Raw genomic sequence first — 15,016 nt, 5'->3', positions numbered from 1 at the left:
ACGATTCGCTAAAAAGCGACGAACCCTACAAAAGACCGCCTGAATCGCAATAACCAACCCATAATTAAGAATGCTTCTAGCGTTTACGGGCAGCTATACCTGGAAAACGGCTTTTTAGGTTAAATTCCACTTTTAACCGAAAATCGTTATTTATTTTCTGAAACCTATAGGTTTTTCTGGTTGTAGATTGGGTGATTTTTAAGACTGCCGTCCATGTTGTTCCTATGTCCCTGTTGTTCCTAAAGAGTGCCTGTCTCTTGCGTTTCATTCTGTTTTAAACGTATTTTGAATCATCTGCAACAATCTATTAATAAGTCAGTGCTCGATGATTACTATCGACTTAATGTAACAATCGCACCTGCATATTCCGGTCATAATGGTCTCGATATCGGGTAAAGTGATTTTGCTTGTTCGACTTGGAAAACTTCTGTTTGTCAGTCGACAAACCGGAGTTAAAGCAGACAAAGGATTCCCGATTGCGAACAACACAAGTCGACATCAATGTGTCGGTCAGAACCTATCGTTAACGAAGTAATGTCAAAGCGCTTGAATTGATCATCCTATAGCCTCATGTAAGAAATAAGATTCTATAATATTGCCTAAGTAAATTAATTTCCCTCAAAACCTCAAAGGAATAGACTTCATGCTAAATAGTCAAACAGCAGAATCAGTTATTGATCATGCCTTGCTACTGGGTGCAGACTTTGCTGAACTTTTCATTGAAAAGAACGAAACCAACGTTGTCAGCTCACTCAGTAATGAAGTCCAGTCGGTAGAATCGGGCATTAATTTTGGCATTGGTCTTAGATTAATTTACGGCAACAAGGTTTTATATGGTTATACCAATAAGACTGATCAAGACGAGTTATTACGCATTGCGTCTGTATTGGCTGCTAAAGATTTAAGAGACCCTGTTAGCACTTCAAAATCTTTCAACTTTAGTCAAATAAGCGATATTCATCCAGCCCAAAAAATTCTTTCAATAGATGCAGAAATCGAAAGTAAGGTTGCCTACTTAATGTCAGCAGACCGTGCTGCCAGAGCTGCGGGCAAACAAATATCACGAACACGTGGTTCCTGTATGCAACGAGAGCAATACGTTGAAATATATAATAGCGATGGCTTACACACGAGCGACAAACGCAATTATATTCGAGCCAATTTAACCGCCATTGCGTCGGATGGTGACGAACAAGCGACAGGCAGCTGGAATGATGGTGGTTTGCTGGGCTGGGAGATCGAAGCGGCAATCAACCCTCAAAGAACAGGTGAGGAGGCCGCCAGACAAGCTCTGGTGAATCTGACGGCAAAGCCCTGCCCGTCCGGTCGAATGCCCGTTATTATTGGCAATGGATTTGGAGGGGTTATTTTCCACGAAGCCTGCGGACACTTGCTTGAAACAACATCAGTCGCAAAAAAAGCCTCTGTATTTCACGACCAAATGGGTGAAATGATCGCTAGCTCGGTCGTCAATGCAGTAGACGATGGGACGATGGCCAATCAATGGGGCTCAATTAATATTGACGACGAAGGCATGCCCACACAACGAACTCAGCTTATTAAAGATGGCAAATTAACTAACTTTTTGGTCGATCGCATTGGTGCACAGCAGACTGGTTTTGCACGCTCTGGTTCAGGACGCCGTGAGTCATACAAATATGCGCCCGCATCACGCATGCGCAATACCTTTATTGAACCAGGTGACGCCAATATCGACGATATGATCGCTTCTATTGACAAAGGTATTTATGCCACTCACATGGGTGGTGGTTCAGTTCAACCGGGTACCGGCGAGTTCAACTTTGCGGTTACTGAAGGTTATTATATTGAAAACGGAAAAATTCAATATCCAGTTAAATCCGCCACTTTAATAAGTACCGGACCCAAAGTACTTAAAGAAATTTCAATGATTGGGCAGGACTTTTCGTTAGCCTGTGGAATGTGTGGATCGATTTCTGGTGCAGTACCGACTTCTGTTGGACAGGCAACCCTAAAAGTCGATGATATATTGGTAGGAGGTAACGCCTAATGAGCACCTTCAATATGAATACAGCCCAAATGGCCGAACAAGTATTAGAACAAGTAAAGAATGCCGGTGCGACTGGCGATCTTATCATTGACGAAGGTGAAACACTTTCTCTCAAAGCACGTGATGGAGAGCTTGAAGAATACAAGGTCAGTTCGAGCCGAATTTTTGGATTACGTGTCATTAAAAACGGCCATGTAGGTACTTCTTACAGTGAGGCCGCCGATGCTAACGCCCTCAGTTCTATGGTTGGTCAGGCATTAAATAACGCTAGCTTTGTTAAAGTAGAATCTCATGAGAATATCCTGTTAAATTCTGACTACCTGATAACGGATGATGACTTGTTGTGCCCAAAAGAACATGTTTCGATTGAGCAAAAAATTGAAATGGCACTTGAGATAGAAAGTAAACTGCTCACTAAGGATAAAGTAAAAAACGTACCCTACAATGGTGTTCAGGATATAACGAGCCAAAGACATATTTTCTCGAGCGCCGGTTTAAGCGCACTATCGCGTAGTCGCATGTGCGCCTCATATGCTTATGCATTAGTCGAAGACGGCGAAAGCAATGCAATGCAAGGGACAAGCCAAGTATCACGATTATTTTCTGGTTTAAACGCAACGACCGTAATCGACAAAACTTATGAGAAATGTATCGGCTTGCTCGATGGGAAGCCTATTCCAAGCAAGCACTATGATGTTATTTTTAATAGCGACTGTCAGACATCCGTGTTTGGTGTTTTCTCTATGATGTTTTCAGGCAAAGCCGCAAAAGATGGCATCAACCCAATGCGAGATAAAGTAGGTTCGGTCATAACCGATTCACGATTAACTATTTATGACCATCCTCTTAATGTAGATGGATTTGGCTATCATTTGTTTGACGCAGAAGGAAGCGCCACAGAAAAATCAGAGCTAATAGTAGATGGTTGCCTGCAAACACTCATACACAATAGCGCTACCGCTTCTTATTTCGATACCAAAACCACAGGTCACGCGAGTCGAGGTCCAAAATCTACTTTGGGCGTCAATCTGCATCAGGTTGAGATCGCAAAGGGTTCCGACGACCTTTCGACACTGCATAGTGGCGAATATTTAGAAGTAACCGATTTATCTGGTTTACATTCCGGTGCTAACGCTATTTCTGGCAATTTTAGTTTTGGGGCTTCTGGTTCCTTGTGTAAAAATGGTGAACGAATTCAGGCGGTCCGAGGTATTACTGTTGCTGGTAATTTTTATAAAATGTTAAATAAAATATCAATGATTGGTAACCAACAACACTGGGATGAAGGTCGATCTGCGTTAATGCCGAACATTCGATTCTCCGACGTCGCAATCTCTGGATAGAGCTAAAGGCACCCACCCTACACAACTTGTAAACTAGCAGCAGCTATCCTCAACAGGGATACAAAACCACAAGAGGATAGTTGCCCCAGATCACGAGCAAACAAATACCTTTTGAATACACACTAATGACTATTCAGAATCTTATTATTTGCAAATAGACGCTATAGCCTGTTTTTTTTAAGAACCTCTAATAAATTGTCGGGTAAATTCATAAGCGTTCACCTGCAAACGGGCGCTTAGCTTATGGGTAGCCATAAGGCATTGGGTAGCCTGCTCCTGCCATAAAGATTAATAAGCCCGTAACGGTTGAAGATTATAAAGATTGACGCGCTTATGGGAAAATAGCCAGCCTAAAGGCAACCAGAAAACAGATGTGGTGTTTATAAATTTCAAAAATCCAAAATGCTGGTTCGTGCGTATAAAAAGCATAACTACTTAAGTTAGTAGTCTATTCGTTGAAGAAAGAGTGTAAAAGTTATGCGTAATTTTGCTAAGCACATATTAAATAGTTTGCTAATTATAATGCTAATAGTTTTAGCGAATCCCTTATATGGATCAACAGAGTCTTTGCCAGAGGATCCAATGTTGCCTCAGCCCAACGCCGCACTGCAGCCAGGTGACGTTGTTCAAATTGTCATCAACGCACTCGCAAGCAATGACTATCCATTCCCAGATGCGGGTATTGAAACCACATTCAACTTTGCTTCACCTTCAAACAAAACGCAGACAGGTCCGCTCAAAAATTTTACCAAAATATTGAAAGGGCCAACGTTCAAACAAATGATCAACCATCGGGATAGCACACTCAGTGAAGTTATCCTTGAAGAAAATAGAGCGCTCCGACTGGTACAGATTATCAGTGCAGATAACGAAACACTTTACTTCGCTTTTAGGCTGAGGTTGCAACAGCAGGGTCGTTATGCGGGTATGTGGCTGACAGATTCGGTATGGCCGCTCGACGGCCCCAATGACGACATACTTGACCTTGTAGTGGATAAGTCAGCGCTATATCAAGATAATGTCATCAACTCAGGGCCAAAATTAGTTTGGTCAATCTAAATACTATGACACAGAAAACTTGAGCAGATTTATTTGGAAAAAGCGGCGCACCAAATATTGCATTCAGACTGCCGCTCTAATTTATAGGTAAACGGTAAGATTAAATCAGTGCTGCCAACTCGAACTGGCATGTCAATTGGCTTTTAAGCAATTATTAGAGAGCACTAAAAAAAACCTCAACCTAATATTTATATAGCTTCAAAACAAACCCAAAAAACTCATTTTATTTGTTGTCTAAAATAACAGAACTTTATTAAAAAGTTAGTAGCTAAATTAAATTTCACCAATTGATGGCGCTTTCACAGCTCTTTTATCAAAGAATTAAAATCGAACGCTTTGACCCTTTATTTATTAGCTAAAATAACTGTTTTGAACATTAAAATAGTTGACACAATCAATAAAAAATTTATAAACGCACCTGCACCTATAAGAGTGACCTCACATAAGCTCAAATTCTGACGATTCAGCTTCAATATCTCAACCTTACACACTAACAAATATCGCAATGTCAGACCTAAAAGCAAGTCGGCCTGACATTAAGCTAGCATACTCCGATACTTCAGATAAACAGTGGCACTAATTTTTTTTCGAAGCGTTACACGACATTATATTTTTTGACTTTTGCTAATACTCAAGTAATGAACGCTGAAAAGTTCTTCATCATCAACCCAACTTTTCTCTAGTGTAAACCCAGCTGCGTTACATAATGCGGTAAAACTCACAAGGCTATACTTATAAGAGTTCTCTGTGTGCAGAGTTTCTCCCTTAGCAAAATGAATAAGGTTGTCATCAATGTTCACTGTTTGAGATTTTTCGCTTACAAGGTGCATTTCTATCCGACTTTGATCGTTGTTATAAAATGCGTAATGCGAAAAGTGATCAGAATTGAAGTCCGCATTGACTAGGTTATTTATTGAATTCAGCATGTTTAGATTAAAGTCTGCCGTAACACCTTGAGCATCGTTATAGGCGGCGTTAAGCAGATTTTCAGATTTCTGTAGATCAACACCAATCAACACACTACCGTCTTGACCTATCCATTCTCTCAAATTAGACAAAAATGACTGAGCTGATTCTGGCTTCATATTACCAATTGTAGAACCAGGGTAAAAGATGACGCGACGACCACTTTCAAGCTCTGTGCGCGAATGCCATTGGTCAGAGAAATCTGCACAAATAGCATGAATATTTAACCATGGAAATTCTCGCCCTAATTTTTGGGCTGATTGATAAAGAAAGTCTGCCGAAATATCCAAAGGAACATAGGTTGCAGGTTGCAGTTTTTCGAGTAATAGTCGGACTTTTTCACTGTTGCCACTTCCTGGCTCAATCAATACACAGTTTTCTCCACAATAATTAGCAATTTCACTCGCATGCTGGCTTAGAATAGCTTTTTCAACACGAGAGGGATAATACTCATGCTGCTGGGTAATTTGTTCAAATAATTCTGAACCTTTTTGATCATAAAAATATTTCGGATTAGCCTGCTTCTGCTTATGCGACAAACCCTCAATCAATTCAGCACAATTATCGCCGGTTACAGGCTGCTGATCTTCAAATACAACATTCAATCGTTTTTTTGCAGTGGCAGTCATCATTAATTCCATTGTTACATTAGTAATTCAGTTTTCACTAGCCATATAACACTGGATTGTCAGCGGGTCCTGCGAACAGGAGTTTTACTGTTGGACAGTACTCAAAGGCAAAAAATTAATTAGCCTTTTATTCTCTTGCTCAAAGGTTCGATTTTTTTAGACTCATAGGATCACTATACTTTTCTGCATCTAAAAATATCAACGGGGTGAGGAAGATAGGTGTTACCAGCCTCAACTTTAGAAATTGACAACAAAAACTCAAAAATATCTTTTTGTAATGGCTCTGGCAACAGGTCTGTTCGCGCTTGAACAGTAAAATCGATAATGTCTCTGCCTTCGCGGCTTAGAACGTTAAAACAATTCGTGACATTCAGGTTTGCAGAGATTCTAGTTTCACTATATTCGACTCCCAGGGTATCAAAGTGGAGCCTTAGGTCATCAGAGAAAAAACTCTTGTGTCCCATTTGGCGCTGCCAAATTAGGTTCGCAATGACGTTTAAAGACTCGTCAGGTGCAACCACGATGATTAAAACACCACCCGGACTCAACGCGTCTAATGCTGCGTCAATAGCATCATTGCGATCATCCAAATAGTAGATCGATTGCACGAAAAGAACGAGGTCAAAATCCTTACCGAATGAGCGGCCTCCAAATTTCTCCACCAAAACAGAAGAATCAACAACCGTATTCTCAGCACTCTTTACTTGCATTCTTTTCACAAACTCTGCGGCTTCAAGTTTGTTTGGCTCAATGCCTAAATATTTAATTTGCTCCATTCGACCGATTAAATTCTGCAAAATCTGTTCGTCAAAAGCGCCAGTTCCACAACCAACACTCAGAATAGAATTGGAACCTTTTGACATTTGGGAGAGAACATTTTTTTCTAACCAGTTCAATATTTCGAACCGCTGATCACTGCTAGCCTCAAAAACCTCAAGGCATTGAGCATAATCCTGATCACTTAAGGCATGCACTTGTTTAAGATTGGCTACTGACCGATTAATGGAATCAATGATTATCCTTTGCTCAGTAGTATAAGGGTCCATTGATAAATGAAAGTCTCTATTTATTTTATCGAGAGCGGGTGGGTTTTCGTCATCATTGTCAGATGATAATGTATAATTAGTATGATGTGGTTTGATTGTTTGTACCCGATTTTTATATATTTAGAAGATACAATTTTTGATGTAAAGTCAAAAAATATAACTCAAATAATTTGATCTGTTTTCGGCTTTCTGACCTTACGAAAGATTTGAAAAAATGGTGTAGAATGTTAGAATTAATTCACTATATCAGGTCTAACTATACAGGGTCTGAATAGTTTTTACACCTAATCGAATGCAAATTAGAGACATTTAGTTCAACGTCACTCTACTTTTGGAATTTGGTTTAAAAGTTATAATTGACATTAATTTGGGGTACGGCTGTTTTGAGCAATATTTCAGAAATACTACTCCGACATAACCTATTGATTCAGCTAAGTTATCCGATTCTTTTTGATATCTAGAACTGAGTTAGCATTCTCTTTTTTTGGGAAAAATACCAATGTCTAAATCTAAAATAACCGCTCCGATAAAGCCGTTACCCGACTATCTTTCAAACGCACATAAAACACAAGACGGTATTGATTCTGAATGGGACCAAGACAACCAGCAATGGTGGAATTGGTATATGACCTTAGCAAAAAATGATGCCAAAACAATTAATTCGCTTAATGAACGCGCTGTATAACAATCAGAACCAAGCGTTGAAACAGACACAACTGAATTAACCCGAATACATGAGTCCCTTTCGATCCCTTATGATTTGAGCCAGGAATCAATTGATCAGTTTGCAAAAGACGGCTACATCAAACTCAAAAATGTTATCGACCCTAATGCACTCAAGTTGCTTAGAGAGCAAATCAGTTCAATATTAGTAGAAGTCCTGGGACGAGCCCCTGGCCTGGCATTTAGAAGTGACGAAATGATGTGGCTGCAAGATGATTTTGTTCGACGCTTCGTGCTGAGTAAACGAATTGCTCAGATTGCAACTAAGCTGTTAAAGGTCAATGCGGTTCGGCTCTATCATGACAATGCTTTGTCGAAAGAACCAGGATGTGGCCGTACGCCTTGGCACTATGATCATCATCATTTCCCCATTGACAGCCTGAATATTTGTACCGCTTGGATTCCACTACAACCTATTTCTAAAAAAATGGGACCCCTCGCGTTTGCAGCCGGAATGGAAACCTACAAGCTTGTTAACAACTTGCCGTTCAATAAATTTGACACTAGCTATGACATGCAATTAAGCGACATATTTTTAAAAAATCAAATTCCAATTCATGACAGTGCATTTGATTTGGGTGAAATTAGTTTTCACCACGCCTTATCGTTTCACACGGCTGGGGCTAATATGACAGATGAATCTCGAATGGCATTGGCCACAACCTATTTTGAAGATGGTGCATGCCTTACTTCAAGTCAAACTATGATCTCCGGAGATTTCCAAAAATTTATGCCTGGCATTAAACCTGGGGGTATTATCAATAGTGATTACAACCCTATCTGTTACGACTCAACCCAAACAATCGATAAATAAACCGGTATGAGTTAACGACGAGTTAACGGTATCGCCAAGATAATAAGCCTGCGGCCAGAACGTTTGTTTCTTTAAGCAGAAAACAGAACACCTCTATAGGCTGTTTTGATTATGCTTAAAGGCCTGAATTTTTTGAACCTTGTTTCGGCTGGCCCTATATTTAACCCACTTTATTCTTGAAGACCCATCAACCTTTTTTGGAACCGATTCTTGTTAATATGCCATTACCAACACGTAAATCAACTGTAGCCTGAATTCACAGTTAATGGGGTTTCTGTAAAAATTCACAGACATCTGATGATTTATTTCTCTTATTTTAATCGGCCCATTATTGAATATTGTTAAACGTTTGCTCTACTATTAGACGTTAAGTTGGTTAATTTGAAAAAAGAATAACTATAAAATCACCTTGATAGCCTTCATTCTCTGTTAGGTAGATCCTGTTAATAATTTTGGACTGTTCCTAAATATGAGTATTTTGATCGGGCCTTCTATGTTCTAGCGGTCGTCAAAACTCAATAAATACAAGAAGATAAAAGATTGGCAGGATTATCAAAGCCTTTCTTAAGACACTGATATAATGCCATCTATAATGTGAGCACTGGAGCATCAGATATTATTATAAATTCACGATTTTTATCTTAATGCCTTCTCGTGTGTTCGGAACACCCATAAGTTGACAGGCTTTATGAATGGGCTAACTTTATAAACCAGTGACTGCTAATCTTAATTTCTCTAATATCATAACCAAATGGTGAAGCAGTCTGTCAAGTTATCGCCATTGCATACATGGCCAAGATATTGAGTTGGGCGGTTGAGCATGATGACCCCAATTATACTGTTAGATTCATAGATGAAGGTATTGTCGTTTACAACATGTGGCCGATGTAAATAATACAAAATAAAATTAAAGAGATTTAAATATGTTTAACGATTTATCAGTTGAAAATCAGTTACGATTTGATCTAGCTCTTATTCACCGCTATATGGCGGAACATAATTGGAATGAGGGTGTTGTGAATCATTTAACGGCAACGCTACCCGATAGTGACGAACATTTTCTGGCACTTCCCTATGGTCTTCATTGGTCCGAAGCCAAAAGTTCAGATTTTTTAGTATCAGATTTTGATGGCAATATTGTTTCAGGATTTGGCGAAATCGAACCCAGCAATTTGAATATTCATGCCGCTATTCATCGAGAAGTCCCACGCGCCAAAGCTATTTTACACTCACATCAACCCAATATAACGGCGCTCACATTACTAAAAGATCAAACGGTTACAATGTCCAGTCAACATGCGCTTCGCTTTGCCGATCGTATTGCCTATCTTGGGGTATATGGCGATCCAGTTGATCCGGCTATTGGTGGCGCTATTATTGAAAGCTTGAAAAACAAGGATGTGTTGATGTGCGCTAACCATGGCGTCCTCGTTTCAAGACCCCATTTATGGGATGCTTTTGACGATCTCTATTTTTTGGATCGAGCTTGTGAAGTTCAGTTAAAGGCTATGTATACGGGACGTGAACTCAATATCATTCCAGAGGCCACCGCCAACGATTTCGGTCGAAATATTATTAAATGGAGCAAACTAGAAGGTGAAAAGCATTTCATCGCACTCCGGCGTATGTACTATAGAAAACACCCTGATCTAGTGCAATGAGCTGATTACCCCTCATCAAAACAATTCCTGACGAGTTAAGGGGTTGGCGTATGCTTAGCGGCCTTACACTATTCGAAAATACAGCACAGCACCTATCAGCTTGCTTTACTAACCTTTGCTGTAGATTTTTTATAATTGACTGCCTAGTCACCATACGATGACACAGTTACAGTTAGAATTTCAGGTGACTTTTATTTGAAAGTAATTAAACATCGGTTTGAGCGGTTCATGATTTTTAAAGCACCACCGCCAATAAAAGACAAAAAAATAGATTTAGATTGAGTATCGCAGCTTGGTATCGGTTAATTGGGTTTTAATACTAGATAACCTTTTTAATGACCGAATATAGACCAACCAGTGCGCTGCACTAACATTTCCAAGGCCTCGGTTCCCAATTTACTATTACCAATACTGTCCAATCCCGGTGACCACACTGCGATCGAAGCCTTGCCTGGCGCGATGGCCAGAATACCACCCCCTACTCCACTTTTGCCCGGCAGACCGACACGAAAGGCAAATTCTCCTGAGCCATCATAATGCCCGCACATCAACATTAAGGAATTGATTCGCCTGGCCCTGTGCTCGGGTACCACCTGAATTCCGGTAGAATAATTCACCCCATTGGAGACCAGAAATGATCCGGCTTTTGCCAGTTGTTCACAACTCATAGAAATTGAGCAATGATGAAAATAGGTTCCCAAAACCTTGTCCACCGGATTACGCAAACGGTCAAAAGACGCCATAAAATTCGCTAGTGATGCATTTCTGCTACCGTTCAGCAATTCCGATTTCACCACTTTTTCGTCAATGCCAATAGTGTCATCATCGGCAACAAACCTAATAAATTGCAGTATCTCAGCTAAGGCTTCTTTAGGTTCATTACCCATCATTATGGCATCAGCAATGACGATAGCACCCGCATTAATAAATGGATTACGAGGTCTACCAGCTTCGTGCTCAAGTTGTACTATTGAATTAAACGGGTCTCCCGATGGTTCTCGGCCAACCCGTGTCCAAATTTCATCGCCTAATTTACCCAAGGCAATGGTCAGTGTGAATACCTTAGAAATACTTTGAATTGAAAAAAGCGTATTGGCACACCCAGCGCTGTACTTTGTGCCATCTTGCATAATCAGGCTAATGCCAAACTCATTTGGATCAACACAAGCCAATTGAGGAATGTAGCCAGCAACTTTACCCCGATCATTACGGGCCGCCATTTCACGATATATTTGATCTACAATATTTTGCACGTTACTCCATTTTTACCGATTTAATTTATGCACTTAACAATTGAATCCAAGGCGCTAAAAACAAAAATCCTTAGGAATAACCACAATTCCATTTTCAGTTACTGTAAAGCGTTTGCTGTCCTTAACAGGATCAAAGCCAATAACCTCTCCATCGGGGATGGTGACGTGTTTGTCGACAATACATTTATCAAGCCTAACTTTTCGCCCAATTTTAACGTTGCCGAATATAACCGAGTTGGTAACTAAGGCTTGATCACCGATAAATACGTTTTGAAATAAAATTGAGTGATCGACGTTGCCACCCGAGATAACGGTACCACCTGACAACATCGAATTGATAAATACGCCTTCGGTGCCTGAACTTCCAGGCACCGCACGGGCTGGTGGGGTTTGCGATTGATAGGATCGAATGGGCCAATCTTTTTGATATAAGTCCATTGAAGGTACGGGATCTAATAAATCCATATTGGCTTGATAGAAAGAATCAATCGTACCAACGTCACGCCAGTAGTTATCGGGTGATACTCGCCCCTCTGATTCACCAAAGTAATGAGCAAATAGTTTATTGTTATCGATTAAACTAGGCAGTATGTCCTTGCCAAAGTCATGGCTTGAGTTTTCATCTTGGCTGTCTTTTTCTAAAATATCGATGAGTAGCTTAGTTGAGAAAATGTAGATGCCCATAGATGCGAGTGCGAAATTCTTATCATCACTGCAGCCTTCGGTTATGTCGGGTTTTTCCTGAAATTCTGTTATTTTCTGACCAGCATCGGCGGTCACAATGCCAAATTGATTAGCCAATTCAATGGGGACCTTCATACAAGCAATAGTGGCATCCGCATTTAGTGCTTGATGTGTTTTCAGGATTGATGCGTAGTCCATACGATAGATATGATCGCCTGACAAAATAATAGTCCACTCGGCATTGCTGCGTTTTATCAGGTACTCATTCTGATAGATTGCATCGGCAGTCCCTTGATACCAATTGTCACCATTAATTTTTTGAGCAGGAACAGGCGTTACATATTCTTGTAGTTCAGGGTTGAAAACAGACCAGCCATCCCGGAGATGTTTATGCAGTGAGTGTGACTTGTATTGAGTTAGCACAAGGATTCGGCGAAGGCCCGAGTGCAGGCAGTTGCTCAATGTGAAATCAATAATTCGATACTTTCCACCAAAAGGCACGGATGGCTTAGCCCGAAATTGAGTCAGTGGCTGTAGTCGTTCACCTGCGCCGCCCGCAAGGATAATTGCTAGTACGTTTTTATCCATATTTTTTTAAATCCTAAGTTCTAAAAATTTATTTTAATATAACACTTTCAGCCCATTCATCGATAACGCAGCAACTGAGTTGTGCAATTTTCACTGCTTACACACGCTTTTTGCACCGTTGTTGTGCGTGATGTATTCAGGCTATGCCAAAGTTTGTAAACAGGTTATAAAATTGATTTTTTGCACCTAATAGAGTTTAAATTAAGATTAATAAACGAGGATATGATCTATGAACATGAAACAAGTTCGTGAGATAGCGAAAGAAAAAGGAGTTAAAACCGGCCGTTTGAGTAAAGTTAAAATGGTTCAGTTGATTCAGCAAGTCGAAGGTAATTTTGATTGTTTTGCGAGTGCCATTGATGGCTATTGCGATCAGATAAGTTGTATTTGGCAAACCGAATGTTTCGAGTCAGCTAAAAAGCAAAAGTAATATAACTAAGCATGGCGAGGTGCTCCTAGTTTTCTGGACCCGGAGTGCTCGCTATGCGAGAGGCTATACCAAAATATTTTAGCCTCAGTTATACAGTCAAATGCTGGTCACATTTAATGATTAATGACCACAAATGACACAAGGTTCTTTTAGCCTTCAAAACAAAACTATCGGGATAAAATTAATATTTTTTACGAAACGGATTTTATCAAAGCAATAATGTTACGAAGGCTAACCCGTGCGACTCTTTAAGAAAGGATTGGCTCGAGTAGCGCTATTTTACCTAGATGTCAAATCGATCTCTTGGCATAAATTTTAGTGTCTTTGAAAATATAGTATTACTATGCGTCATGACCTGATTTCCTTGATGTGTTTCCAACGACTTGTCTAAATTTCAAAATAGCAGGGCTGTCTGGTCTGTTCATTATTTATTGAAGGAACAGGATTAGTCTAATTTTATCAATACTGCAACGTAAATAATGCAATAATGTTTTTTTGGCTGCTGGGGTTCTCGGCAAACAATAACCGCCACTTGCTCACTCTCTTGGATGTATTCAACACATATCCCGACCCTATTAATTTCAATACATTCCGGGCACAGCAAGAAATTTGAGACACATAGTTAGTTTGTAGCATTGGCAAACTCTTTTGTAAGGTCTCACTTTTAACATTCATTGTCGCTAAATTCTAAAACACTGACCATGCATAAAGATTAAGGCTAAATGTCAGATTGACGAATATTCGTTAGGTTAATAAATAAAAAATCATATATGCAATCAGATCCCAAAAAATTAGTAGACAAAAACAAAAATCTTACCCATTCCGAGTTAATGAAGGTTATATCTCATGTTCAACGAGAGCAGGATAATTGGATTTTACACACCTTAGTGATAGAGGGTTGTGATGTACCATTTAAGTTCAAGCGCAAAGGTAATTATAAAAGTTTAAAAGGTGCCAGAGTAAATATGACTTATTACCCTCAACAGGAAACTGTGGCGGGTATGAGTTTTGAAATGATGAAAGTAGTTCGTATAAAAAGAGGATGACCTAAGTGTTTTTTTTGCAGAAATTAACAAGCACTATTTTAATTAAAAGATATACTATAACTCTCTTTTTAATCAAATATCAAACGAGAAAGAATACACCTCTATCGTTAAAAGAAATTACGCAACTCTTCTAAAAAAACAGCTTGTCGCTATTGAAGATACTCCGTATCACCACGGTGTTTCCCGTTGTAAAAAATCGTAACTACCTATGTGGTATTAATGCTGATTTGGGTAGAAACTATAATCACTGCCGACAGTAAATTGAAAGCCATATTCGTATTTTAATACCCCTCTTTGCTATCGAGAATTGACGCAATACTTTTAGTCCAATGATATCCATCTCGTCGTTAAGTTAATGCTTAATGTGGCTGAGAGCGGAACAACTAATGAGATACTAGACCTTTGAACGCATTTATTACTTATCATTTATAATCGGCTCGCCTGCCGTCCAGAAATCGCTTCCACAAAGTCAGCCGTTTGAAGAACCTTACGCTTCATTATTCGCTAAAAAGCAACGCACTCTGAAAAACTGCCTGACGCGCAATAATCAACCAATAATGAGAATACTTCGTGTGCTAGCAATCGACTTTACCTAGAAAAATACTTTTTAGGATGCATTCCACTTTAATCAAAATTGCTTTTTTTCCAGATCTGATGGTTTTTCTTGGTGTAGATTTGGTGATTTATAAGATTGCCTTTCTTTTTTTAGTTTGTTGTCACCTAAGTAACTCGCTATTTACAATAC

Annotated in this window: 12 protein-coding genes; 8 read left to right on the top strand and 4 right to left on the bottom strand. The window is 39.6% G+C overall.

The window, feature by feature from the left end; translation table 11 throughout:
• Positions 1-643: 643 nt before the first annotated feature.
• The 3 genes from QZ562_RS14495 (at position 644) to QZ562_RS14485 (ending at position 4,431) form a co-directional block, all read left to right on the top strand.
• Complete coding sequence (locus QZ562_RS14495; RefSeq protein ID WP_293761534.1) at positions 644-2,029, top strand: TldD/PmbA family protein; 1,386 nt, start codon at positions 644-646, stop codon at positions 2,027-2,029.
• A complete protein-coding gene (locus tag QZ562_RS14490; protein ID WP_293761531.1) occupies positions 2,029-3,372 on the top strand; it encodes a TldD/PmbA family protein in 1,344 nt (447 codons plus the stop codon). Before QZ562_RS14495 ends, QZ562_RS14490 begins: the two co-directional genes overlap by 1 nt.
• A 477-nt stretch (positions 3,373-3,849) precedes the next feature.
• A complete protein-coding gene (locus QZ562_RS14485; protein ID WP_293761529.1) occupies positions 3,850-4,431 on the top strand; it encodes a hypothetical protein in 582 nt (193 codons plus the stop codon).
• 605 nt (positions 4,432-5,036) lie between these two features.
• Here the strand turns inward: QZ562_RS14485 and egtD are convergent.
• Positions 5,037-6,026, bottom strand: a complete 990-nt coding sequence (gene egtD, locus QZ562_RS14480; protein ID WP_293761527.1) for an L-histidine N(alpha)-methyltransferase — start codon at positions 6,024-6,026, stop codon at positions 5,037-5,039.
• Between the two features lie 173 nt (positions 6,027-6,199).
• Complete coding sequence (locus QZ562_RS14475; protein ID WP_293761524.1) at positions 6,200-7,072, bottom strand: class I SAM-dependent methyltransferase; 873 nt, start codon at positions 7,070-7,072, stop codon at positions 6,200-6,202.
• Positions 7,073-7,571: 499 nt separating this feature from the next.
• On the opposite strand from QZ562_RS14475, the gene QZ562_RS14470 reads away from it, so the two are divergent.
• From QZ562_RS14470 to QZ562_RS14460, 3 genes are all read left to right on the top strand, one after another.
• Positions 7,572-7,757 (top strand): hypothetical protein, encoded by a 186-nt coding sequence (locus QZ562_RS14470; protein ID WP_293761522.1) that lies wholly within the window; start codon positions 7,572-7,574, stop codon positions 7,755-7,757.
• 75 nt (positions 7,758-7,832) lie between these two features.
• Positions 7,833-8,609: a phytanoyl-CoA dioxygenase family protein gene (locus QZ562_RS14465; protein ID WP_293761520.1), complete on the top strand. Its 777-nt coding sequence runs from the start codon at positions 7,833-7,835 to the stop codon at positions 8,607-8,609.
• A gap of 923 nt (positions 8,610-9,532) precedes the next feature.
• Positions 9,533-10,270, top strand: a complete 738-nt coding sequence (locus QZ562_RS14460; RefSeq protein WP_293761518.1) for a class II aldolase/adducin family protein — start codon at positions 9,533-9,535, stop codon at positions 10,268-10,270.
• 332 nt (positions 10,271-10,602) lie between these two features.
• Here the strand turns inward: QZ562_RS14460 and QZ562_RS14455 are convergent, their stop codons facing one another.
• Together QZ562_RS14455 and glgC are read right to left on the bottom strand one after the other, a co-directional pair.
• Positions 10,603-11,523 (bottom strand): glutaminase, encoded by a 921-nt coding sequence (locus QZ562_RS14455; RefSeq protein ID WP_293761516.1) that lies wholly within the window; start codon positions 11,521-11,523, stop codon positions 10,603-10,605.
• 54 nt (positions 11,524-11,577) lie between these two features.
• Complete coding sequence (gene glgC, locus QZ562_RS14450) at positions 11,578-12,795, bottom strand: glucose-1-phosphate adenylyltransferase (protein ID WP_293761514.1); 1,218 nt, start codon at positions 12,793-12,795, stop codon at positions 11,578-11,580.
• 229 nt (positions 12,796-13,024) lie between these two features.
• Between glgC and QZ562_RS14445 the strand changes: the two genes are divergently transcribed.
• A complete protein-coding gene (locus tag QZ562_RS14445) occupies positions 13,025-13,225 on the top strand; it encodes a hypothetical protein (protein WP_293761511.1) in 201 nt (66 codons plus the stop codon).
• Positions 13,226-13,995: 770 nt separating this feature from the next.
• A complete protein-coding gene (locus QZ562_RS14440; protein ID WP_293761507.1) occupies positions 13,996-14,271 on the top strand; it encodes a hypothetical protein in 276 nt (91 codons plus the stop codon).
• Positions 14,272-15,016 lie beyond the last annotated feature (745 nt).

The sequence above is a fragment of the uncultured Paraglaciecola sp. genome (assembly GCF_913058035.1).
Classification (GTDB): domain Bacteria; phylum Pseudomonadota; class Gammaproteobacteria; order Enterobacterales; family Alteromonadaceae; genus Paraglaciecola.
Note: the sequence above shows the minus strand (reverse complement) of the source record. Positions and strands in the feature narration are given on the sequence as shown.

What these genes read in the sequence shown, in the direction of transcription:
- QZ562_RS14495 (WP_293761534.1), top strand. Translation starts at nt 644, where the DNA reads ATGCTAAATAGTCAAACAGCAGAATCAGTTATTGATCATGCCTTGCTA.
- QZ562_RS14490 (WP_293761531.1), top strand. Translation starts at nt 2,029, where the DNA reads ATGAGCACCTTCAATATGAATACAGCCCAAATGGCCGAACAAGTATTA.
- QZ562_RS14485 (WP_293761529.1), top strand. Translation starts at nt 3,850, where the DNA reads ATGCGTAATTTTGCTAAGCACATATTAAATAGTTTGCTAATTATAATG.
- egtD (WP_293761527.1), bottom strand. Translation starts at nt 6,026, where the DNA reads ATGACTGCCACTGCAAAAAAACGATTGAATGTTGTATTTGAAGATCAG.
- QZ562_RS14475 (WP_293761524.1), bottom strand. Translation starts at nt 7,072, where the DNA reads ATGGACCCTTATACTACTGAGCAAAGGATAATCATTGATTCCATTAAT.
- QZ562_RS14470 (WP_293761522.1), top strand. Translation starts at nt 7,572, where the DNA reads ATGTCTAAATCTAAAATAACCGCTCCGATAAAGCCGTTACCCGACTAT.
- QZ562_RS14460 (WP_293761518.1), top strand. Translation starts at nt 9,533, where the DNA reads ATGTTTAACGATTTATCAGTTGAAAATCAGTTACGATTTGATCTAGCT.
- glgC (WP_293761514.1), bottom strand. Translation starts at nt 12,795, where the DNA reads ATGGATAAAAACGTACTAGCAATTATCCTTGCGGGCGGCGCAGGTGAA.
- QZ562_RS14445 (WP_293761511.1), top strand. Translation starts at nt 13,025, where the DNA reads ATGAACATGAAACAAGTTCGTGAGATAGCGAAAGAAAAAGGAGTTAAA.
- QZ562_RS14440 (WP_293761507.1), top strand. Translation starts at nt 13,996, where the DNA reads ATGCAATCAGATCCCAAAAAATTAGTAGACAAAAACAAAAATCTTACC.